This is a genomic window from Sulfuracidifex tepidarius, assembly GCF_008326425.1.
Lineage (GTDB): Archaea > Thermoproteota > Thermoprotei_A > Sulfolobales > Sulfolobaceae > Sulfuracidifex > Sulfuracidifex tepidarius.
Map to the genome: position 1 here is coordinate 598,908 of NZ_AP018929.1, position 20,129 is coordinate 619,036.

At 40.1% G+C, this 20,129-nt stretch carries 21 protein-coding genes, 1 pseudogene and 2 CRISPR repeat arrays; of the genes and pseudogenes, 5 read left to right on the forward strand and 17 right to left on the reverse strand.

Annotated elements, in window-relative coordinates; genetic code table 11:
• Positions 1-45 precede the first annotated feature (45 nt).
• From IC007_RS02740 to IC007_RS13680, 7 genes are all read right to left on the reverse strand, one after another.
• Positions 46-1,470: an ABC transporter ATP-binding protein gene (locus tag IC007_RS02740; RefSeq protein WP_149528318.1), complete on the reverse strand. Its 1,425-nt coding sequence runs from the start codon at positions 1,468-1,470 to the stop codon at positions 46-48.
• The gene (locus IC007_RS02745) at positions 1,470-2,150 is read right to left on the reverse strand and encodes a hypothetical protein (protein WP_054846802.1); all 681 of its coding nucleotides are present in this window, start codon (positions 2,148-2,150) and stop codon (positions 1,470-1,472) included. The genes IC007_RS02740 and IC007_RS02745 overlap by 1 nt, the downstream gene beginning before the upstream one ends.
• A 3-nt stretch (positions 2,151-2,153) precedes the next feature.
• On the reverse strand, positions 2,154-2,774 hold the full coding sequence (locus IC007_RS02750) for a YncE family protein (protein ID WP_054846801.1): 621 nt from the start codon (positions 2,772-2,774) through the stop codon (positions 2,154-2,156).
• Between the two features lie 177 nt (positions 2,775-2,951).
• Positions 2,952-3,248, reverse strand: a complete 297-nt coding sequence (gene cas7d / locus IC007_RS13665; protein WP_306344638.1) for a type I-D CRISPR-associated protein Cas7/Csc2 — start codon at positions 3,246-3,248, stop codon at positions 2,952-2,954.
• Positions 3,217-3,525 carry a hypothetical protein gene (locus tag IC007_RS13670; RefSeq protein ID WP_232048986.1) on the reverse strand — a complete coding sequence of 103 codons (309 nt, stop codon included), beginning with the start codon at positions 3,523-3,525 and terminating at the stop codon, positions 3,217-3,219. Before IC007_RS13670 ends, cas7d begins: the two co-directional genes overlap by 32 nt.
• On the reverse strand, positions 3,522-3,788 hold the full coding sequence (locus tag IC007_RS13675) for a hypothetical protein (protein WP_054846800.1): 267 nt from the start codon (positions 3,786-3,788) through the stop codon (positions 3,522-3,524). Before IC007_RS13675 ends, IC007_RS13670 begins: the two co-directional genes overlap by 4 nt.
• An 80-nt stretch (positions 3,789-3,868) precedes the next feature.
• Positions 3,869-4,183, reverse strand: coding sequence for a hypothetical protein (locus IC007_RS13680; protein ID WP_232048987.1), 315 nt, complete (start codon positions 4,181-4,183; stop codon positions 3,869-3,871).
• Between the two features lie 27 nt (positions 4,184-4,210).
• A CRISPR array of direct repeats spans positions 4,211-4,686; the repeat unit is 25 nt; unit sequence CTTTCAATCCCGTTATGGGTTCAAC.
• A gap of 1,416 nt (positions 4,687-6,102) precedes the next feature.
• Between IC007_RS13680 and IC007_RS02765 the strand changes: the two genes are divergently transcribed.
• Positions 6,103-6,546, forward strand: a complete 444-nt coding sequence (locus tag IC007_RS02765; RefSeq protein WP_232048988.1) for a conjugal transfer protein — start codon at positions 6,103-6,105, stop codon at positions 6,544-6,546.
• Positions 6,547-6,581: 35 nt separating this feature from the next.
• Here the strand turns inward: IC007_RS02765 and IC007_RS02770 are convergent, their stop codons facing one another.
• A complete protein-coding gene (locus tag IC007_RS02770) occupies positions 6,582-7,187 on the reverse strand; it encodes a hypothetical protein (RefSeq protein ID WP_054846805.1) in 606 nt (201 codons plus the stop codon).
• A gap of 145 nt (positions 7,188-7,332) precedes the next feature.
• On the opposite strand from IC007_RS02770, the gene IC007_RS13510 reads away from it, so the two are divergent.
• The 3 genes from IC007_RS13510 to IC007_RS02785 all read left to right on the forward strand — a co-directional run bounded on the left by IC007_RS13510 (position 7,333) and on the right by IC007_RS02785 (position 11,628).
• Positions 7,333-7,509, forward strand: coding sequence for a hypothetical protein (locus IC007_RS13510; RefSeq protein WP_174861567.1), 177 nt, complete (start codon positions 7,333-7,335; stop codon positions 7,507-7,509).
• A 936-nt stretch (positions 7,510-8,445) separates the two neighbouring features.
• On the forward strand, positions 8,446-8,826 hold the full coding sequence (locus tag IC007_RS02780) for a hypothetical protein (RefSeq protein WP_054846798.1): 381 nt from the start codon (positions 8,446-8,448) through the stop codon (positions 8,824-8,826).
• Positions 8,827-10,032: 1,206 nt separating this feature from the next.
• Complete coding sequence (locus tag IC007_RS02785; protein ID WP_054846920.1) at positions 10,033-11,628, forward strand: ATP-binding protein; 1,596 nt, start codon at positions 10,033-10,035, stop codon at positions 11,626-11,628.
• An 814-nt stretch (positions 11,629-12,442) separates the two neighbouring features.
• Here the strand turns inward: IC007_RS02785 and IC007_RS02790 are convergent.
• The 9 genes from IC007_RS02790 to IC007_RS02830 form a co-directional block, all read right to left on the reverse strand.
• The gene (locus IC007_RS02790; RefSeq protein WP_256202768.1) at positions 12,443-13,105 is read right to left on the reverse strand and encodes a helix-turn-helix transcriptional regulator; all 663 of its coding nucleotides are present in this window, start codon (positions 13,103-13,105) and stop codon (positions 12,443-12,445) included.
• Positions 13,106-13,426: 321 nt separating this feature from the next.
• Positions 13,427-13,916: a CRISPR direct-repeat array (repeat unit 29 nt; unit sequence GTTTGTAGCAATCCTTAGAGGGTTTGAAA).
• A gap of 223 nt (positions 13,917-14,139) precedes the next feature.
• Complete coding sequence (locus IC007_RS02795; RefSeq protein WP_149528320.1) at positions 14,140-14,607, reverse strand: hypothetical protein; 468 nt, start codon at positions 14,605-14,607, stop codon at positions 14,140-14,142.
• A gap of 427 nt (positions 14,608-15,034) precedes the next feature.
• On the reverse strand, positions 15,035-16,099 hold the full coding sequence (locus IC007_RS02800; protein WP_149528321.1) for a hypothetical protein: 1,065 nt from the start codon (positions 16,097-16,099) through the stop codon (positions 15,035-15,037).
• Positions 16,100-16,145: 46 nt separating this feature from the next.
• Entirely contained in the window at positions 16,146-16,448 is a 303-nt protein-coding gene (locus IC007_RS02805) for a DUF5658 family protein (RefSeq protein WP_054846928.1), read from the reverse strand.
• Complete coding sequence (locus IC007_RS02810; protein WP_149528322.1) at positions 16,449-16,787, reverse strand: hypothetical protein; 339 nt, start codon at positions 16,785-16,787, stop codon at positions 16,449-16,451.
• Positions 16,788-16,840: 53 nt separating this feature from the next.
• A complete protein-coding gene (locus IC007_RS02815) occupies positions 16,841-17,023 on the reverse strand; it encodes a hypothetical protein (RefSeq protein WP_149528323.1) in 183 nt (60 codons plus the stop codon).
• 46 nt (positions 17,024-17,069) lie between these two features.
• Positions 17,070-17,372 carry a DUF5658 family protein gene (locus IC007_RS02820; protein WP_054846928.1) on the reverse strand — a complete coding sequence of 101 codons (303 nt, stop codon included), beginning with the start codon at positions 17,370-17,372 and terminating at the stop codon, positions 17,070-17,072.
• Positions 17,373-17,846 carry a hypothetical protein gene (locus IC007_RS02825; RefSeq protein ID WP_149528324.1) on the reverse strand — a complete coding sequence of 158 codons (474 nt, stop codon included), beginning with the start codon at positions 17,844-17,846 and terminating at the stop codon, positions 17,373-17,375.
• A gap of 148 nt (positions 17,847-17,994) precedes the next feature.
• Complete coding sequence (locus tag IC007_RS02830) at positions 17,995-18,768, reverse strand: hypothetical protein (RefSeq protein WP_197736432.1); 774 nt, start codon at positions 18,766-18,768, stop codon at positions 17,995-17,997.
• A gap of 500 nt (positions 18,769-19,268) precedes the next feature.
• Between IC007_RS02830 and IC007_RS14270 the strand changes: the two are divergent.
• Positions 19,269-20,009, forward strand: a pseudogene (locus IC007_RS14270) (S9 family peptidase); the annotation flags it as partial.
• Positions 20,010-20,129: the final 120 nt, after the last annotated feature.

Genomic DNA, 20,129 nt, shown 5'->3' on the forward strand with positions numbered 1-20,129 from the left:
ATGAAGCAATTATTAGTATCCAGCTAATTATTTCATGAATAATCTTTAATCACCTTTATAATAATCCTTGATTATTTCCTCTGGAGAAGCTAATCCTAACTTTCCTTCATCCATCGTATAAACCATATCAGCATAATAATAAACAAATAAGGGATCATGAGTAACAACAAGAAAACTTGCATCAATGCTTTTCAACTCCTCTCCTAACATTTTCCTATTATACCAATCCTGTCTGGTAGTAGGTTCATCGAGTAAGAAAACCTTAACTCCTGTAGCTAAGAGTGAGGAGATTGCAACTCTCCTTTTCTGCCCTACGGAGAGAAGAAAAGGATCTTGATCCTCAGGCAAATTGAATTTTCTAATAAGTTCATTAATAACTTTCTCATTGTATTTTCTCCTAAGCTTTGCAGGATATGAAATTTCATCCTTTACCGTCTTCTTGGTGAACATTAAATCTACGTCCTGAGGTAAATAAGCTATTATCTCTCCCCTCTCTTCTACAGTAAGCTTAGAAATTTCCCTATCATTTACTTTAATATAACCAGAAAATTTTAGATTGGAAGGTAAAATTCCTGCAATAGCCTTCAATAACGTAGATTTACCACTTCCGTTATTCCCTATTAATGCAGTTATTCCTTTCTTTAATTCTATTTTAGTATCTACTATTAATCTCTTCCCATCGGAAACTTTAATGTAAGCTTCCAAGATATTTTCATTAAATCTTCTCCTTTCTGGAAGACTCCTAATTTCTAATGGTTCTATACCCAATTCGTCAAAATCTATTTCCCTTATATCAGACTTTTTAACGTCACAAAGAATTTTTCCTTTATCTAGAATTATTATTCTATCTACAAAATCTATTACTTTATTTATTTTATGTTCTGCGATTATCATGCTCACTCTATCTTTAAGTCTTCTCAAATTAGATAGTATCTCCTTTGTACCTTTCAAATCTATACTTGAAGTGGGTTCATCAAGAATCAAGGCTTTAGGATTCATGGCTAAAATGCTACCTAAAACAATCCTCTGTTTTTCTCCTCCCGAAAGTCTTAACGTTTCCCTATTAAGTAAATGCGATATTCCCACTAATTCGGAAACTTCTTTTATTCTCGAAATAATCTCATCCTTAGGAAGATTCAAATTCTCAGCTCCGAAAGCTAACTCCTCTATTACATAATAATTGAATATTTGTGCGTCAGGATCCTGTAGAAGAGTTCCAACTTTAGTGGAGATTTCTTGAATCGTTGAGGATTTTACGTTTAATCCAAAAACTTTGATCTCTCCTTCCTCCTCAGCTTCGATCTCGTTTGGAATTACCCCATTAATTGAATTAAGTAAAGTAGATTTTCCAGAGCCCGATCTTCCTGTAACTAAAACAGATTCACCCTCATTTACATTCAGTGAATCAAAAAATAATGAATAAGATTTTTCTGGATAAGAAACCTTCAAATCTTTAATTTCAAGAAACATTAAATTCCACTTCTTACAACCTTTGCTACTCTATTAGCTGCTAAAGCCGATATGGCTCCTATTACAATATCCCCTGGTATGTAAGATATCAATAAGAAGAAAATTCTAGCTTGGTCAGGAACAAATCCGAAGACAATAGGCGCAATAAAGCCGTAAGTAAAGAAAGGATGTACAAAAGAGAATACAATTCCCAGAATACCGCCTTCAAAAATAGCTAGTAACGCTTGAAGTTTCTTTTCCCCTATTCCGAAAATCCTTCCCTGGGTTAAGTAGATAACTACATCAGCCATAATACCGTAAGTGAGGACATCCTCAATTAACCATAATGGTTCTCCAGTAAAGCTAAAATGAATTAGATCTCCAGTAATATCGAATACTCCCATAGCTAACATTCCCGCACCTACTTTCCTTACCACACCTATCACAATGATAAACACTAATATTCTGAACCACACAGGGGGATTAACAAAAGGATAAATGGGCGAAGGTAGGAAAATAGCGTCTCCAATGACGTGGTCTGCAAAAGCAACTATGACTCCTCCTATTCCTGCAACAACGAAATCCATCAATTTCATTTTATTTTTTCCTTTCTTAACTATGAAGATAGCTATTATTGAAGCTATTATAAAGTAAGCAATAACTATAGGTAAAGGAGTTATTCCAGGCTGTAGAGAGAACATTTTTTATCTCCTCTTCATGAAAATTACTACTCCGATAACTGCTAAGATTACTACTCCTATTCCTACTGCGATATAGTAAGGAGTATAATTAGCCTTAGGTACCGGTTTTGCAACTATATGAGGTGCCGGAACGTTAAAATAGCTTACAGTTGAAGGTCCGTAATTCATGACGTATACCTCATGATTCTGAGGATCGTAAACTATACCGTTTGGAGAATTTCCTACAGTTGCTTCAGAAATAAATCCTCCAGCGTCGTTAAATAAAACAACATTGGATCCTTTAGGGATAGATAACACTACGTCATTATCATAAGGTATATAACACATCCAAGCATAACCGTTTATTGTTCCGAGAGTTACGGGCAAAGAATCAAAAGCTATAATATTTCCATTACTTATATTAATTAACTCAAAATAATGATGGCCCGGAGAGACTGCCAATTCGTTAGGAGGTACGAAAGTCATAGCTTCTACTGAACTAACGTTAAGGCTTATTTTCTGAACAATGGAAAATGTATGTGAACTCACCCCGCCCTTACGGACGGGGCATCCCCACCTCACGATGGAGATTTCCTGCTTCTCAGAGGAACCTCGATCCCCCTTCACCCAAAGCGGAGGTTCCATCGAACGGAACCGTTCTCTGATGCACCGTGTGGAAGAGAGGTTACGGAGGGTTTCCTCTCCACAAGCGTAAGTTCCCCCAGTCCCGAGGGTACTGACCCAGCTCTTACAGCCAAGGTCTAAGGAAATTTTGACATGTAAATATAAAAATGTTTCTATAGGGGGCTATCCATCCCCTCCCTAACGGAAGGGGACTTTCGCCCCCTTAACCCCCGCAAAGTTAAAGGTCCTTATTACTATGCTCTTCTTTTCCGGCAACGTTGCTAAATATACGTCTCCTTCTATTCTACTCTTCAAGTTATACTTCTCTTCCTCTCCTACTGCGTAGCCAAATGTCATGCAGTTGGGACATTCTCTGCATAGCCCTCCCATCCTTTCCTCCTTTCTACCTGTAGCGGTTGTAGCCCTTAAGGAACAGTGCCATTCATTGTCTTTACCCCTTATTTTATTTAATCTCCTCCTTATATGAGTCGTAATCGCGTCTTAATTGCTCGAGCATTTCTCTTCTCCAAGACGATACTAACTTCTCGTGCAATATCATTGGGTATTTTTCTCTGTCAACGCTTGCTAAAGTTACGTCTTCTCCTCCCTCATGTCTTATTATCAATTCTCCTTCAGCCAATATTGTTACAAAGATGTTGGCTACTCTTCCTCTGGGTACTGCGTTCTCTTTATTTTTGTTACTTAGATCTGCAAAAAAGGTACTTATCTTTTCATTCCCTAAAATTTTTGAGACTACTTCAATTCCATTCATGATTTATCACCTTGAAGAACTAATTTATATGCGATATATAACCAATTGGAAAGAGTATTTGCAATAGATATAGCTAAACTCCTGTCGGACTCTTCCTCAATTGAGTATAGTGTATTGAAAATATCTTGCAATGCAGAATATACTTGAGCCCTATGTTGATCATTCAATCTATATTTATTTTCCAATGAAGATATTGTAGCATTTACTGAAATCCCTATCCTATTATCCTTATTTTCAATTACAGATGTAGTTTTGAAGAACATGTCTATCCCGTCCCTTAAAAACCCAGTGACGTCGTATTTACTTACTTTTTGACTTTTTATTATATCCTTTAAAGTATATGCTATTGAAAAATTGAGGATTTAAGAGTTTCTCCCATTTTACTCACCTTACCCGTAACCTTAAGTAGGAAACCCGAAATGGGCAAAAAAGTAGAGAAAAATTTCTCATCGGTTTCTATCGGAGTTCCAACTCCCATGCCTATACTCAACACTCCTAAAGCGGGGTCTATTGAGGAGTAAAGGTTTGACTCCTCTGTTAAGTAACCCAGACAATTATCTAGGTCACTTCTACCGCATATCTTTCTCATTGCTTCGTATTTTGCTGAGTATGCAAAAATCGAGTAAAGCGTTGATAAATTTGAATCCAATGACTTCATGAAAGTGTAATTATAACTTGAAGTTATCTTTCAATCCCGTTATGGGTTCAACCAGAGTCCTTTATTTGAAGGACATAAATTACGTCAATAACTTTCAATCCCGTTATGGGTTCAACCAGAGTCTAAAGTTGATTATCATATAGGTGCGTTTAGGAGCTTTCAGTCCCGTTATGGGTTCAACTAAATCACGATTATCACGATAAGTATAATATCCGATATTTCTTTCAATCCCGTTATGGGTTCAACAAACCTTCAAATAAAAGTAGGAAATAAAATTGTTAAATTCTTTCAATCCCGTTATGGGTTCAACGGGAAAGGATATACAATTGTAAGAATAGGTGATTATGTAATCCTTTCAATCCCGTTATGGGTTCAACGGTGATTAGATGACCATTAATCTTTACGGCAAGCAATACTTTCAATCCCGTTATGGGTTCAACCCTAATGCGGGAAGATACGACGTCGTGGTTACAGCCTCCTTTCAATCCCGTTATGGGTTCAACTCAAGGTTTTATTTACCCTCAATCTCATTTTCTCCTTTCTCCCCTATAAATTTTACGTCTCCTCCATCACCTCATAATTCGACCCTTTTCCCCTTCCTTTCCTTACCGTAACCCGGTCGCATGGTGTTTTACACTAACTGAAAGAAACTACCCTATTTATAAATGTAAAACTCCTGAAATGATTTCGTTTCGGTCGCAATGAAATTCGAACTTTATCGTTTATTAACTCCATTATGAGTTCGAACTATTAAGTACAATCTATTCATCGAAGCTCTTCATTTCTAGAATACTCACTGCATACACGAAACCTAGAAATTACTTCAATAACTAGAAGAACATAATATTTAACTTTCTTTAAAATATTCACAAAGATGAGTCTTTTGGACACCTCTTCGCCTCGGTAAACAGCAATTTTAGAAGGAACACCTGTTTTTTAAAAAAATTGCATTTGATACATATTTATGTCACATTCTAGTATATAACTGACTCAAACCTCACGCAGAAGGATATCATTCCTCAAGTCCTGAGAGCTAGGTAAGGTCTAGCTGGGTTATTGGTGGGACGAACATCGCAAGGCTCAAGGATCCAAAGCTTGGAGGGCTGGCAGTTACTCCATGATGCTCATGAAGGAGTTTGGAGCGAGGTTCGGGTACATGAACTCTGACGAGAGACTTTAGGGGTCACTACGAGGGACTTGAGTGACCCCTAGGCCATAATAGTTCTACGGAGTTGACGTGAATTCTCCTCTCAAAAAGATATAAGACATTGGAGGCTGGGAACTCTTCGCAAGACTCGCGAGACTAGGGGATAGTGGTCATATGCCCGCTCTAAATCGTAGAGTCATACACTGGATATTAACAGGATGTGTCAAATGAACAACTCGACACCCTCTGGAGAACTGGGGTTTGCACCAGTGTAGAGTACGCCCGAAGATGTAGCGATGAGGAGAATCGGAAGAACTAGCTACACAAAGCGGGGGAATAGACTGTGGCAGTCCGTGTATATTGAGAACTGACTATGGTCTACACAAACGCTCCGACTTACTGGTCTTCAAGGAGTACGTGAGCTTGAGGATGTGGGCTAGAAATCCCCACCAGTAAGACCCAATTCATTATCCCATCACAACCCGCAAATTCCCCTTAGCTCCACCATGGAGGCTGAGATTAAGGTCGGGTTGCGGGAGTACTCCGACGCGGGAAGCTCCTACGCGAGTCGAGAAGAGACAGAACTACTAAAGTTCAGCTCAGAAGGTTAGTTAAAAGCAAAAAGGAGCTTCATTTCCTTCACGAGTGCGCCAAGACTCATGTTTTCTCTCTTATTAATACTATAATTTATACTGTAGCAGGACCTTATCTTAGTGCGGCTGTTGCGGAATATACGGCAGGGTCAGCACTCATTGTCGGTATATTCGGACTGATGGATTTCGTTCCTTTCGGCTTCGGAGATTCTGCTGATGTTTTTCTTGCATCACTGATATATCTTTTAACTATCACGTTAGCTGTAGCCACGATTAAGTATGCGGTAATGTTAGCAATTGTAGACACAATTCCTCTCTGGGCAACACTTTGGATATTTGAATGGACTAGGAAAATTGCTATGATGGTAATAGACTTACTGATAGGTTTAATGGTAGCAGGGCTGATAGCTGCAGTAACATTCGCTATATTGGCAACATTGCCATTAGGAGCGTTAATGTTCGCTATTGACCCAATCGCTATGGATGGGGAATTTTTGTTCACTGCAGCTTTCTTTGTCTTTGGACTAAGACCCGGAGAGCATATGATGAGCGCATTCAGGAGGAAAAATCAAGGAGAATCTGGGAATACAGTAGTTGTTGTGAATAATAGTGGGGGGGTCTAGTCCAGAACCTCCACCTGGAAGGTATATGTAAAAAATCAACTAAAATTTAAGTTAAACCTATTTTTTACATAATTTAACTTGTTATAAGGATCGTCGACATTAGGTATTGTTATATCATTCCCGTCAGTCGTCAATACGTGCCAGTCCCCTATTTCTTTGTAAGTAGGGGCTACAGTATTTACAACTAAACTAGGTCTGTTAGCCACGTTCTCTTGCCTGACGTTCATTACAGTTATTGTTTTAACTTGATCCCAGCTAACTATAAGTTCTCCCTCTAAATCATTAGTAATTTTGCCGAATCTCTTTCCTATCTTTACTAACTTAATTATTCCAAATATACTACCTGCGACCAACCCAACGCCGATTAAAGTAGGTATCCAGTCTACAGGATAACTGAAACTAGTAGGTAACGCTAAAGAAACGAGAAATATTCCAAATATGGCGATAAAGGCTAAAACTATTACTCCTATTACTATTCCCAATGTAGCAGCAAAACCTCCTACTCTCTTTGCTCTGTTCATTCTATAAATCCCATCATTTGCTGCAGCATAGAGGGGGATGAATACTCTGGAAGACATCATTTGGTACCTAGTCTGAAGCGGATTGAGAACAACTATTTCGTTATAGTTGAACTTCCTCATCATCTTTCATTTTTTATTTCTTCTTCTATAGCTAAATACTTTTCGCTGAAAATTTTAACTCTACGGGTGTTTTCCCTAAATTTACCTTAAGCAAAACGGCTGCTTAGACTCATTGTTTAAGGCAAAATATGGGCGAGCAGAACGAATGCTAAAAGTTATAATTCTCTCTTTTGATTTAGAAAATATGCTAGGAGAAATTTTTGCTGGAATTTCATTCATACTTCTAATAATCCTAATAGTAATTGTTGTATATTACTCAAGGAAGGTTTCTCAATTAAAAAATTTTTATGAATTAGAATATGGTGTCATGAGGCTTCTATAACAAGTCAGGTTAAGCTACGAACGAACTAATCTATGGGAAGAATTGAAATGAATAAAACTATAAGGTATAATTATTTTTTCTTTTTTATATATATGTTCAATTTATCTTTAATTTAATTATAGAAAAATGAATAAATTTGAGAAGCCCATCTCGTGATGCGAGAAGGTAGAGCTCTCTATTGAGTTCTTAAAATGCCAAGCGTTCTGATCCCAAATCACAGTATCCTGCCCATGATCAAAACAGCCTTGATGACTTGTTAGTCCTGATGAAATGTCCTCAAATAAAAAGTGTAAAAATATGAGAAATAATCATAAAAAAAACATAAAATATAAACTACACATGAGAATGTTACTCCATAATAGGTGACCCTATAACCGTTCTTAGGGCCATGGAGGTGAAGGTGGCCGGAAGTGGGTGGAAGAACCTAACCTTGGATTAGGGGTAGTGGGGGAAACTGGTTCGGTGCATGGACGTCAATATCCCCAGGGATATACCTATTCAACGTTCAAGGAAACACGGAGAATGAAAGTATCACCGTCTGGTAGTCCTAGTACTTTTCCCGTTTATGGTGAGTCCGGTTTCCAGAAGAGTTCGTGGAGAACACCATTAGCAGGGTATCGTTCTGATGGACTTCAATGTAGAGTTTATCGTGGGAGAATGTATAATTGAAAAAGTTAAGGTTAGTGTTCTGATTAGTTTCTGGATACGTTTCGTCTATAAACAGTTACTTGTTCAACCAAGGGGACTACACTGTACCTTTACCGCAAGGTATCCAAAAAATTACGTCACTGCTACCACAGAACAAGGTGTAATCAATTTCAACAGAACTTGGAATTACGAGAGAGGGTTTGAGGAGGTTCGCTCAATAACACGGCGCTTTACAACATTACCTTCTCGGAGTCATGCTTACCTCCTGGTAATACATGGAATCTAAACTTGAGTGACGAGAGGACTTATTCTTCCTCTTCATCGACCATCTCGATCTCGCTCCAGAACGGAGAATACTCTTTCTCTGTAGGTAATTCAACTTGTTATCAACCAGTCGAGGAAAAGGGCTCCTTCACTGTTAACGGGAGTAACGTTATAATAAGGATAGATTTCATAAAAGTACTCTACAGGGTAACTTTCACCGAGGTATGCCTCTCCAATTCGACACCTTGGTGCGTCAATCTAAGTATTGGCGAGAGTTTCAGGCCTGATCTACGGGATTCATATACCTTTTACTTGCCAATCGGAAATTACAGTTATACTGTTTCGGCTCCCTTTGGATACTCTGTACCTCAAAGGGCCGATCCCGTTCCGGGTAAATCTAACTAACTTGAACATTCTTGAACATTAAAGTTACTTTCTCAAATAGGCAAACTTTGACCCCTAATTTTACCGTTTATATAAACCTGACTGGTTTACCTCCTAAGTACACGTCGTACATTGAGATGAACGGAACAGCATGCAACCTGACCTCAAACGAGCAGATTACGTTACCTAAAGGTACCTATTAATAAAGATCCTACCTATAGTTGAGGGGAAAGTGCGTTTCCTTCCCTCCTTTTTCAGATACGTTACCTCGCCAAGTACTACGTGGTGATAAACTCTGTGTTATCTAAAGCGGTTTTGACCCCACCCCCTCCTCGGGTTGGTATAATGCCTCCTCTCTCCTGTCTCTGAACATGAGCCCTCATCATGGCATGAAATTCGTGTATTGGCAGGGTTCGGGTAAAGGGAGTTACGCGAGGAATTCACCGTCGGTGGAATTAAAGTTGACCGGATCCATGGCGGAGACTGCCATCTCACACTCGTTACTAACACTAGCCCAGAGCTTCACTCTACGTCTGAGCATAGTCATCAAACGGTTTTATATATAGTAATGACTGTTTTTATTATAGTAGTATTAGTTATTTTTATTTTTTCAAGGAGAAAATAATTTTTTCCTTCTCTATTCCTTTGAATATTTGAAGTTTAAAAGAGGCGAAACCTCACGTAGGAGTAGCCTACCTTTGTGATCACCTTAGTGATGGCCGATGGGTAAGGTGGGCCATGGTGGGATTCTATGGAATAGATCCATGGCGAGGAAGATAAGGATATGTACTTAGATTATATCAATCATGGAAAAACTTTACAGGTTAAAGATATGACCTTGAAGGTTCTAATGCCACAGTAGATCCATCTCCACCTCCTAGCTTACTTCCTCCCTACCAAGACATGAGGCCAACTCCGCCGTCCGCTGGAGGCGCAGGAGTTACTTCACTATGAGTAAGCCTTCCCGGAGCTAGGTTACTCCCCTGAGCTCTCCTCAATTTCTGAGCTTGCCTGTCTAGCTCACGTCCTCATCAACGGCGAACTTCCTGAGCTACAACCTCTACTCTTCCCCTCTCTCCTCCTGAGACTACACTCCTTATAGAACTTGATAGTCCTCTATGTCCCCTTAAAGACGTAAGTCATCTGAGTTAAACTTCTTGCTAGTCATCATATATACAAAACAAGAGCGCATGTAGAGTTTTTGTCCCAGAACCCCAAACAGGGAAAATGCTTATTAAATCTCAAGATATACTTCTCTCGTTGCTCCAGACTACTTGTCCCTTGTGTAGCGGGGAACTAGAGGTAGGATCAGACTTTCTCAGGTGCAAACTATGCGAATTCCAGTTCACACTTCGAGGAGACAAGGAGTTAGAACCCATCTATAGGAAGGCTGGATCACTTTTCTCTGAGTCTCTATATTCAGAGTCCTTCATGCTTTTTATAGAAGGGCTAAAGAAGCACTGTGGGGAATTAACAGAGGAAAACAGGAAACTATGCCTGAACTCAGCGTATAATGCTGCCACTTGTAGTTGGTTTTTACTGGAGAAAAAGGAAGAGTTGAAGTGGCTATTTTATTCCTTACACCTCCTCCTCTGGTGCGTGAAGAACGGCGACCAAGGGGAAGACATAGCTAGGCTGGGAAGTAACCTCTTGAGTTACAAGGAGACATTGGAGATGAAAGGAAAAATGCCTAGGGGTGAGGAGGAAGGGTTTGCCGAGCTCGAAAAGGAGGTGAAGGAAAGGGAGAAAAGAAAGGAAGAGGAGGAGCACCGAAAGGAGGTTGAGGAAGTCCTAGACGAAACAGTTGTGGAGATAGGGAGAGACGACAAGGGAAAAGGAGAGGTGAATTGCGACAGCCCGCGGGAACCCCTGATAGAATATGACGGTGAGGGGAGAATAACAGACATCACCATGGGGTGTTCATCCATCAATTTCTCCTTCATGGGAGGGAACAAGGCAGTTAAAGAGGAGCTCTTTACCTCGATTATCTTGGGGTACAAGAACCCTGACTTGCTCAAGAAGTACAACTTATCGGTGAAGTCAAACGTGTTGCTATACGGACCTCCAGGAAACGGTAAGACCACCTACATGAAGGCATTAGCGGGGGAGGCCAAGATCCCTTACCTGGTGATTCTCCCCAGTACAGTCCTGGACATGTACATAGGAAATAGCGAGAAGAACTTGAACAAGGTGTTTAGCTTTGCTAAGGAACACTCTCCCTTCCTGCTCGCCTTTGACGAGATTGACTCCATAGCATTCAACAGGGGTGCACGCCCCGACGACGCTAGGGGTTCGGTGGTGAACCAGTTGCTTTACGAGGTGAGCTCCGTCCCAGAGGATTCTAAACTTTACATAATTGCTGCAACCAACTACCCGTGGAACCTGGACACAGCCTTGTTGAGATCGGGGAGGTTAGACAAGTGGGTCTTCGTCCCGCATCCGAACAGGGAGGAAAGGGAAGAGATATTCTCCCTCTATTTGAAGAACGTATCAGGGAAGGACATAGATGCGGAGAAGCTAGCTGAGATGACAGAGTGGGCCTCAGCTGCCGAGATCAAGTCTGTGGTTAAGGACACGCTGGTGAGGAAAGTCAAAGAGGAAATCGCCAAGGGAAAAGAGTCACCCTTGACCCAATTAGACTTTGAAAGGACACTCAAGGAGAGGACCAACCTAGGGGTGGTGACTAAAGCGTGGTACGTTGAAGCAATAGGTAAGTTGAGCCAGAACAGTAACTTGATGCTGGACCAAGATGTGGTGAGTTACCTCAACGAGATCAAGGAGAAGCTCCGCGGAGGGAAGGACAGGGAGAGGAGGTACATGTAGACGTTAGGTGCTAAAGTTACAGTGTCATATCTTTAACTGTCCTTAACTGTAAAGTTTTTCCACGATCGAGATAGTCAGGTGCAGTAGAGCTACTCCTACGTGAGGTTTCGCCTCTTTTAAACTTCAAATATTCAAAGGAATAGAGAAGGAAAAAATTATTTTCTCCTTGAAAAAATAAAAATAACTAATACTACTATAATAAAAACAGTCATTACTATATATAAAACCGTTTGATGACTATGCTCAGACGTAGAGTGAAGCTCTGGGCTAGTGTTAGTAACGAGTGTGAGATGGCAGTCTCCGCCATGGATCCGGTCAACTTTAATTCCACCGACGGTGAATTCCTCGCGTAACTCCCTTTACCCGAACCCTGCCAATACACGAATTTCATGCCATGATGAGGGCTCATGTTCAGAGAGGAGGCATTATACCAACCCGAAGAAGGAGTTCGTTACCCTTCAGGTTTCTCTAGTCTCATGCTAATACACGGGTGGATTACGGCTAATAAAAGATCCTGGAGCGATTCAGGTTTCTTTTGCTAATTGTATTTCACGAATAAGATGGATACAATAGAGTAAACTGCTGAGCGTGAACCCCTACCTCGCCTATGCTATAACATTCGGTTAAATTCGTTACACTTCTTTAAATAAACTGAATTCATAATGAACCCGTGAACGTTCTATATCTTGACCATTCCAAAATGTACCGGGCTTGATGACCTTTAATACGGTTAGAAAGAGAGTTTTTCTTGGAGATATTGTTTCTCTTAGATAGGATTGAATTTTAATTTTGTTCTAATAAGAGTATTTCCTTCTCAATTACTGAAACTTAAAGAAATTCCCGTACTGGTTTGTCTCTTGACTATAGAGGCATAGCTTTCGGCATCAACGTCTGATATCAGGTTCGACCTAATAAATACCTTGCCCTTTACAATTTTCTCGTGATAAAAAATATCAAAGTAATCCTCAGGAGGAAAGTAGTATAGGTAGAACTCGTAGTCGTAAGACGCCTTCTCTCCGTACTCTATCACTTTGCCTAAATCCATTATAAAATGACAGTAATTGTTAGGGCATATTTCCTTCGTTAGAGGTATGGTGTTTTGCGTGTTTGGCGTCTTGAATATAAATGGCTTTGTCCATTCAATATCTCCGTAAATATAGACGCTTACCTTGCTTATGGGTATACTGTTGTTTATGATTTTACACTTAAATCGATGTTTAAGTACCACGCTTTTATCGGTCACTCTATCATGTTCTAAGTAAACTGAAAGATCTAGATAAGTAATAGAGGGAGAGACCAGCGCTGCGTATCCTCTATCCTTCTTGTTAAAATCGAAACACTTCCTAATTAATCCAGCTTCTATAAGTCTATCTAAGATCCTGGAAAGCGTCTGAGAGTGTAACCCGGTGGCGTCTTCAATTTCACTGAACTTAACACAGGAACCCCGAGTCATTATTTCTTTTAGAACCCTGACTATCCTTTCATTTTTGAATAATGGGTTCTTTCATTTTTGAATAATGGGTTCTTTTTATCATTTCTTTTCATAAAATATAAAATAGAGGACGAGATATATATATTTTTTAAATATCTTGACTCACTAATGACGTGAGTAAGTTCTATTGATATAAATTCTTTATATTTAGGTACCATGGCTTAGTCCAAAATTTTTAAATGAAACGGTAAGTTCTAGCGTTATTTAAATCTAGGAAGCGATAGGAAGATATCATTTTTTTAGAAAATTTTTCAATGAAGCTATATAACACTTTTACAGGATAAACACGAATTTTCAGGGGAGCTCGTTTGTAGCAATCCTTAGAGGATTTGAAAGTCGTTTTTGTTTCGTTTTCGTATTTCTGTACCATAGTGTTTGTAGCAATCCTTAGAGGATTTGAAAGGGTAAATATGAGGACGTGGTTTTCATAGTTCTGTATGTTTGTAGCAATCCTTAGAGGGTTTGAAAGGGTACGTGACAGGCAAATACCCTCGTGGGTATTTGCGTTTGTAGCAATCCTTAGAGGGTTTGAAAGTCAGTAACAAGGAGGCTGACATCGGCATTATTCGTGTTTGTAGCAATCCTTAGAGGGTTTGAAACAAATCGAGTTCTCTTCACCTCCTTCTCTTTCCCCCAGTTTGTAGAAATCCTTAGAGGGTTTGAAACTAATAGCACTAACGATATCAACGAAGCTAATATATGTTTGTAGAAATCCTTAGAGGGTTTGAAACTCACATATATGATTGCAGACGTTATGGCAGTATGTGGTTTGTAGAAATCCTTAGAGGGCTCGATTTGTTCCGTGTATTTGAAGTAACCAGGGTTCCCACCACCTGCAGCGCCAGGAGTCTTTATTGGCATAAATACAGCAGCGTGAGTTAACCCCCCATGACCCCGACTAAGACAAACACTAATAAGAATAAGGAAAAGAAGATGGTCCTCTTCATGAGATGAAGAAAAACGCATCACGTTTATATGTGAGAACTAATGAAAAGGATTTACTTTTTCTTGACCTTCAATTAGTCTTCATCAGGTTTATGTACTTTAAAATGGCTTTCCTCTTCTGACCCAAATTCGTAATTATACCACTTCCTGTAAAGCGCTTTTAGACCGTAGTAGAGATCCTTATAGTTACGGATCTTGTAATTAGAGATCTTCTTGTAAAAGGAGGCAAGAAGAGTCCCAAACAAAATCGCAAATCCCGCTATCAGGGCTTCAGGCCACAGACTAGCATACCAAGGTGGTGGGATATATTTAGACTGCGTGATACACCCTGTTGGTGGTATTACACCAAATGCTGCTGTTACAGTAGTGTTGGAGCCGTTGGGGTGATGATATACAATATACCCTGTCTGAGGTGTCGCTGGTACCGTTTGTGGAGTTACGACGTTCTGCGCTATAGGGTGGTCTATTGAGTGAAGGTATGTTCCTAAGCTTAGAATTATTACCGACGAAACTATTAAAACTATTAAAATTATCTTCTTCATCAATAATCAATAAAAAATGTTGACTTATAAGGATTTTCGTTAGGGATTTATGTCAGTAGAACACGCTGAAACGAGTAGATGTAAGTACTCCGACCTTAATTGCTCTTTCTTTGCAAGTATTTTCGCCATAGATTTACGACCGAAGTCATGGAAAGAAGTCATTCTCAGCTGTTTACTACAGATATAGAAACTTTCTGGAAGGAGCCTAAAACGGCTGCGAGAAATTTTTGTCGACCCCCGACAATAAAAACCCTTTATCCTTAATGATCTAATATGGATATACCAGTACAATTTTTTTGGAATTAAATTGGACGCGTGGATGAAGATCTTCTTTTTCCTTCTATCTACAGCCCAAAAAGGCACTAGATATAGCATCCCAGTCCTTCTCACATATAAAATATAATTAAAAACCTACATATATTTCTTATTATTCGTCGTCTTCTAACGTTTCGCCATAAACACCTAATCCAGCAGCACCAGGAACTTTTATATAGATATCACCTATTGTTGTTACCTCTGTAGGAAATCCCGCACCCCAACCTTCGCTGATTTCGTCCAAGTAACTGCCTATAGCTCCACCAAATTGGTCTAGACTGTCATAGCTGGAGTCTTGTACTGGGTCATAAATGAAGTCATTTATACTGCCGCCGTATTTTTCGGCTAAATTAGATATTGTTTTACCTAATAGGCTTTGCTCTTCTTGGTTGCCATTCACTATCTGACCGTAAGAGAGTTTACCACTTTCAAGTACATTTTCCCATTCCCTCAATATGTTCAATAAGTTTGACCTGAAACCTATGGCATTGAAAGAGTTCGGCATATCTACCTGATATGCGTAAGCATAAGCGTTCTGTATTCTTACACCTCCATCTGGCTCAAATGAAACTGAATATGACCAACCATAAACGTAAACTCTTGAACCACTCGTATACGTATAAACTTGGATTACAGCAGGATCAGTTTCTGGTGCATCCATTATCAATTGGTTGGTTGTACTGTTTACATAGAAGGAAAGCGGGAAGCCTAAGTTCTGATAACCTTCAATATAAAAGTAATTGTCCATCTGAATTGTTAGAAGGTTAGCCTCATCAGCCACAGCTGTGTAGTTATATGCCTCATTACCCGCAAAAGATATTGAATATACCCAAGTATCGTTTTTCACATTAGAATAACATGAAGAATTGTATATTTCAAACCAGATGGTAGCATTAGTGCCGTTATATGACAAACCTATACCGTAATGTTCAATGTTACCACATATGTCGAGTTCCCCAAAAATAATACCAATATACTGGTAACAATTACCACCACCTCCTGGTCCTGGATAAGGTATGGGGACGTAGGCTGCAGATGACTCCAATGTATATTGTTGCAGAATCAGAAGAGGAGCTATTACTAATGATACTACTTCTAGAAGTCGTATGCCGTAAAGTAGGTATCGCTTCCAAACCTTGCTTGAAATAGAATGTATGAAGGCTTTCTTGAGGTCCATTTTCTGACCTGGAAAAGCCTGGACGAGTCACGTTTATATGTGAGAACTACCTCTTCGGCCTTGTACCAACGTACCCCTGATACAAGTTCCAAGCAGAGATGGAAAACTCGAAGATGGTATCACCCAAGATGAGATACGATATCAATGAAGGCGAGCCTAGGTACAAGTAAAGGGATACCACGAGAGTTGCTAGGGAAAGCTTGTACAGGAGTAACCTCCACGTTGAAGAGGCTATCTTCCTCAGGAAGAAGTTACCCTCGTAAGCGTTTCCTACCCTCGAGAGGGCCATCCTGGTGGTGAGGAAGTCGTCGAAGTGGGCTAAGTAAAAAGCGAAGATCTCGACCCACAATTACCTCCTCCTGTACACCAGGAATACCCCTATCAGGATAGAGATACCAACGCCTATCAACGCAAGGTTGATGTCTGTACTTGTTATGAGAACATGGGACGAAGCTATGGTGTGGGATAGGGATTGAGAGACGCTGTGAGAGATAGTAGGTACGTGGGTTGTTGGGGTAGTTGTTGTCGTACCTGTTGCAATTTGGCTTTGAGGTTGAGATGTCTGAGAGCCATTTACAAACATAGCCGGCATAGCCGGGACTCCAGTCAGACCTCCATTTGGAAAAATAGTAATATTAGAAATAGTTACATTATTTGCTGTCATATTATACAAATATTCTACTGACATGACAACTAGGTTAAGAAAAATAACTTAAAAAATATTTTGCTAATAGCTTAGCTTCAATTTAAAGGATAAACGACTGCAGGTGTTTCTTTATTCGGTATGTAGCACCAACTGGGTCCTTTTGGCCCAGGGTATGGTATAGGCTTTGCCGGCAATGCTGCAGATGCTAGGAACGGCGTGGCAAGAGATATCAGGAACAGGGACATGAACACGGGTATGAAGGCTTTCTTGAGGTCCATTTTCTGACCTGGAAAAGCCTGGACGAGTCACGTTTATATGTGAGAACTACCTCTTCGGCCTTGTACCAACGTACCCCTGATACAAGTTCCAAGCAGAGATGGAAAACTCGAAGATGGTATCACCCAAGATGAGATACGATATCAATGAAGGCGAGCCTAGGTACAAGTAAAGGGATACCACGAGAGTTGCTAGGGAAAGCTTGTACAGGAGTAACCTCCACGTTGAAGAGGCTATCTTCCTCAGGAAGAAGTTACCCTCGTAAGCGTTTCCTACCCTCGAGAGGGCCATCCTGGTGGTGAGGAAGTCGTCGAAGTGGGCTAAGTAAAAAGCGAAGATCTCGACCCACAATTACCTCCTCCTGTACACCAGGAATACCCCTATCAGGATAGAGATACCAACGCCTATCAACGCAAGGTTGATGTCTGTACTTGTTATGAGAACATGGGACGAAGCTATGGTGTGGGATAGGGATTGAGAGACGCTGTGAGAGATAGTAGGTACGTGGGTTGTTGGGGTAGTTGTGATTGGGCTTTGGGTTTGAGGGTTGTTTTGAGGGTACCCGGTAAAATTAGATCCCGACGCAACAGATGACGTATTAAGCCCTTCAATAGGCATATCAAGCTTGGAAATACATTCTTCAAGTTGTTTAGTGGGTTCCGTCACGTTAGTTACGTTCTGCGTAGTAGTTACATTTGTGTTAGTTGAACTCTGAGTAGAGGCTACGGTAGCACTAACTTCAACCTGATGGCCCTCTGAATGTAAATAGAAGCCTGAGCAAACGAGAAATATCATCATTGATACTAGGATTACTTTCCTCATCATGATATATATAGAGAGAAAAAAGTTTTAAAAACTTTTCACCAGCGGTATTCAACGCCCTGAGTTCCCACGTAATTGTTTCCCGTTCCAAACGTTGGAACCACATAGGCATTAGCGTGTGGGTATTGCATTATAAATTCAACAGCATTGCCTAATGGAAGCCCCCTTCGAATATCATTGAGCTATTGGACGCATATGAATTAGCAAATACGTAGTTACTTGAGGGGATGGTTGGGAAAGATACAGGCGTTGTTCCGCTGAGTGGGTCTTCGACCTCGAAGAAGACTTGTTTGTCGGGTATAGTATATTGCAGATCTATTGTTTGGCTATAGTAAACTTGGCCAGTTTTAGCGTTCGCAATGTAAATGTACGCTTGAGTTATTTGCCCTTGGCTATTTAGTGTTGCATTAATTGTTAAATTGAAGATATAATTAAGATGAAGTGATGAACCTGAACCGCCAGTGATAACACCAATGGTATTATATTCTTCCACAACTTTACCGTAATCATCACCCCAAGCCTGAACTTGCCAAGCAAGACACGAATCATTTCCGTCACTCGCAAAAATAATGACTGGTTGTATGTAATATGCACCGTATTTATCATTAGGTAAAATTTGCCCTAATGCTATATAGTAATCTACTGCTTCCAGTCCTTTTTGAGAGCTGTTATAACTAAATGTTCCTGTCAAGTTAACAAGAGTCGTCACAAACGTTATCTTCGAAAGGTTGTATGCAAAACCCGCATCATTACTAGGGTAAACCGGGCCGATACAATATCCTCCACCAGGTCCGGGGTATGGTATCGGAACGCTGCGGATGCTAGGAACGGCGTGGCAAGAGATATCAGGAACAGGGACATGAACACGGGTATGAAGGCTTTCTTGAGGTCCATTTTCTGACCTGGAAAAGCCTGGACAAGTCACGTTTATATACAATAACAAGTCCTACTTTTGACGATTTTTCTCTAAAACGAGATAAGTGTTCCACGCCACTACAGACCCCTCTAACAAAATGTCCCCGTACTCAATGTACCAACCGAATGGGAGGATTGAGCAAAAGAGTAGGATGAGCGTAGCTAACGTGAGCTTGTAAAGGAACAGCCTAACCCCTGTCTTGCCCCTTAAAATTAGGTAAGAAGGGATTTTTCTATAAATCCTTAGAGGGCTTGAAACAAGTTCTTGCCTATCTTCATAATTTTCTTGATAGAGTGCCTCAAAGTTATGAATCTAGGTTCTAGAAACATGTTTCACTATTCTCTAAATCACTATCTCTAAAACTGCTTCATGACTAGAAAAGTAGTACTTTATATATATCTATTTATACAATAAAATATATAGAATATTCTGAGCTTGTAAAAAACCTTGAAGAGCTGATTGGTCTTCCCATCTATGTAGTAGTAGGCAGGTTAAAAGATAATCCAATCTTGTTAACCACTACAGAGGGAAGAAATACCGTCTCAACTCTGATTGAAGGCAAACTAAATCCGTTGACCGGTGAACCGATAGCCTCTGTGGCTCCTCCAAAGCAGCATTTAGACTTTATCGCTTTCACTAGAGACGCTGAAAAGGGAAAAGAAATACACTCAGTTTATATTACAAATCTAAGAGGAGAGGAATAGGAGGTGGCCTCACCAAAAATGAGAATATTTTCCCTTGCTTATGACAAAAACAAGATGGCCTTCATAGGATCCTCCCAAGACAAGTCATCCCTTTACGTTATAGAAGGAGGGAAGATCAGGGAAATAGCCCCTATGTCTCCCTATTCTTTTGTAACTGACGTGAACGAAAAATACATAGTCGGATATGGAATCCTGAGAGGCAACCCTAAATCAAACGAGTTCTTTGTAGCTGATCTTAGCGGTAACGTGAAGATTTACACGCCAAAAGAGGGTAGCATGAACATGGCTTATGGCATAAAGGATAACAAGGTATACTTTGTAAGTGATTATGAGAATCCTGGTGAATCATACTGGATTTATACCTTTGATTTCCAAAAATATGAAAGGATAGAATTTTCAGAAAAAGATATCTATAACTACCGAGCAGTGGAGCTATATTATGATCCAATCGATTCCATCACCATAGCTAAGAGAGACGGTAGATCCAAACTATTCCTCAACGGTAGGATGTTAAACACTCCGGAAGGGGTGATTGGAGGAGCAACTAGGGTAAAAGACGTAGTCTATTTCAGCTGGTCATCCTTATCTAGTCCTTACAGAGTGTACAGCATTAACCCAAATTATAACGAGATCAACGTGATCTTGAACAACAAAGAAACTAATATT

Excerpts from the sequence above, each read along its gene's own strand:
- IC007_RS02740 (WP_149528318.1), bottom strand. The coding sequence starts at position 1,470 with ATGTTTCTTGAAATTAAAGATTTGAAGGTTTCTTATCCAGAAAAATCT.
- IC007_RS02745 (WP_054846802.1), bottom strand. The coding sequence starts at position 2,150 with ATGTTCTCTCTACAGCCTGGAATAACTCCTTTACCTATAGTTATTGCT.
- IC007_RS02750 (WP_054846801.1), bottom strand. The coding sequence starts at position 2,774 with ATGGAACCTCCGCTTTGGGTGAAGGGGGATCGAGGTTCCTCTGAGAAG.
- IC007_RS13670 (WP_232048986.1), bottom strand. The coding sequence starts at position 3,525 with ATGAATGGAATTGAAGTAGTCTCAAAAATTTTAGGGAATGAAAAGATA.
- IC007_RS13675 (WP_054846800.1), bottom strand. The coding sequence starts at position 3,788 with ATGTTCTTCAAAACTACATCTGTAATTGAAAATAAGGATAATAGGATA.
- IC007_RS13680 (WP_232048987.1), bottom strand. The coding sequence starts at position 4,183 with ATGAAGTCATTGGATTCAAATTTATCAACGCTTTACTCGATTTTTGCA.
- IC007_RS02765 (WP_232048988.1), top strand. The coding sequence starts at position 6,103 with ATGGATTTCGTTCCTTTCGGCTTCGGAGATTCTGCTGATGTTTTTCTT.
- IC007_RS02770 (WP_054846805.1), bottom strand. The coding sequence starts at position 7,187 with ATGAGGAAGTTCAACTATAACGAAATAGTTGTTCTCAATCCGCTTCAG.
- IC007_RS13510 (WP_174861567.1), top strand. The coding sequence starts at position 7,333 with ATGCTAAAAGTTATAATTCTCTCTTTTGATTTAGAAAATATGCTAGGA.
- IC007_RS02785 (WP_054846920.1), top strand. The coding sequence starts at position 10,033 with ATGCTTATTAAATCTCAAGATATACTTCTCTCGTTGCTCCAGACTACT.
- IC007_RS02795 (WP_149528320.1), bottom strand. The coding sequence starts at position 14,607 with ATGAAGAAGATAATTTTAATAGTTTTAATAGTTTCGTCGGTAATAATT.
- IC007_RS02800 (WP_149528321.1), bottom strand. The coding sequence starts at position 16,099 with ATGGACCTCAAGAAAGCCTTCATACATTCTATTTCAAGCAAGGTTTGG.
- IC007_RS02810 (WP_149528322.1), bottom strand. The coding sequence starts at position 16,787 with ATGTCAGTAGAATATTTGTATAATATGACAGCAAATAATGTAACTATT.
- IC007_RS02815 (WP_149528323.1), bottom strand. The coding sequence starts at position 17,023 with ATGGACCTCAAGAAAGCCTTCATACCCGTGTTCATGTCCCTGTTCCTG.
- IC007_RS02825 (WP_149528324.1), bottom strand. The coding sequence starts at position 17,846 with ATGATGAGGAAAGTAATCCTAGTATCAATGATGATATTTCTCGTTTGC.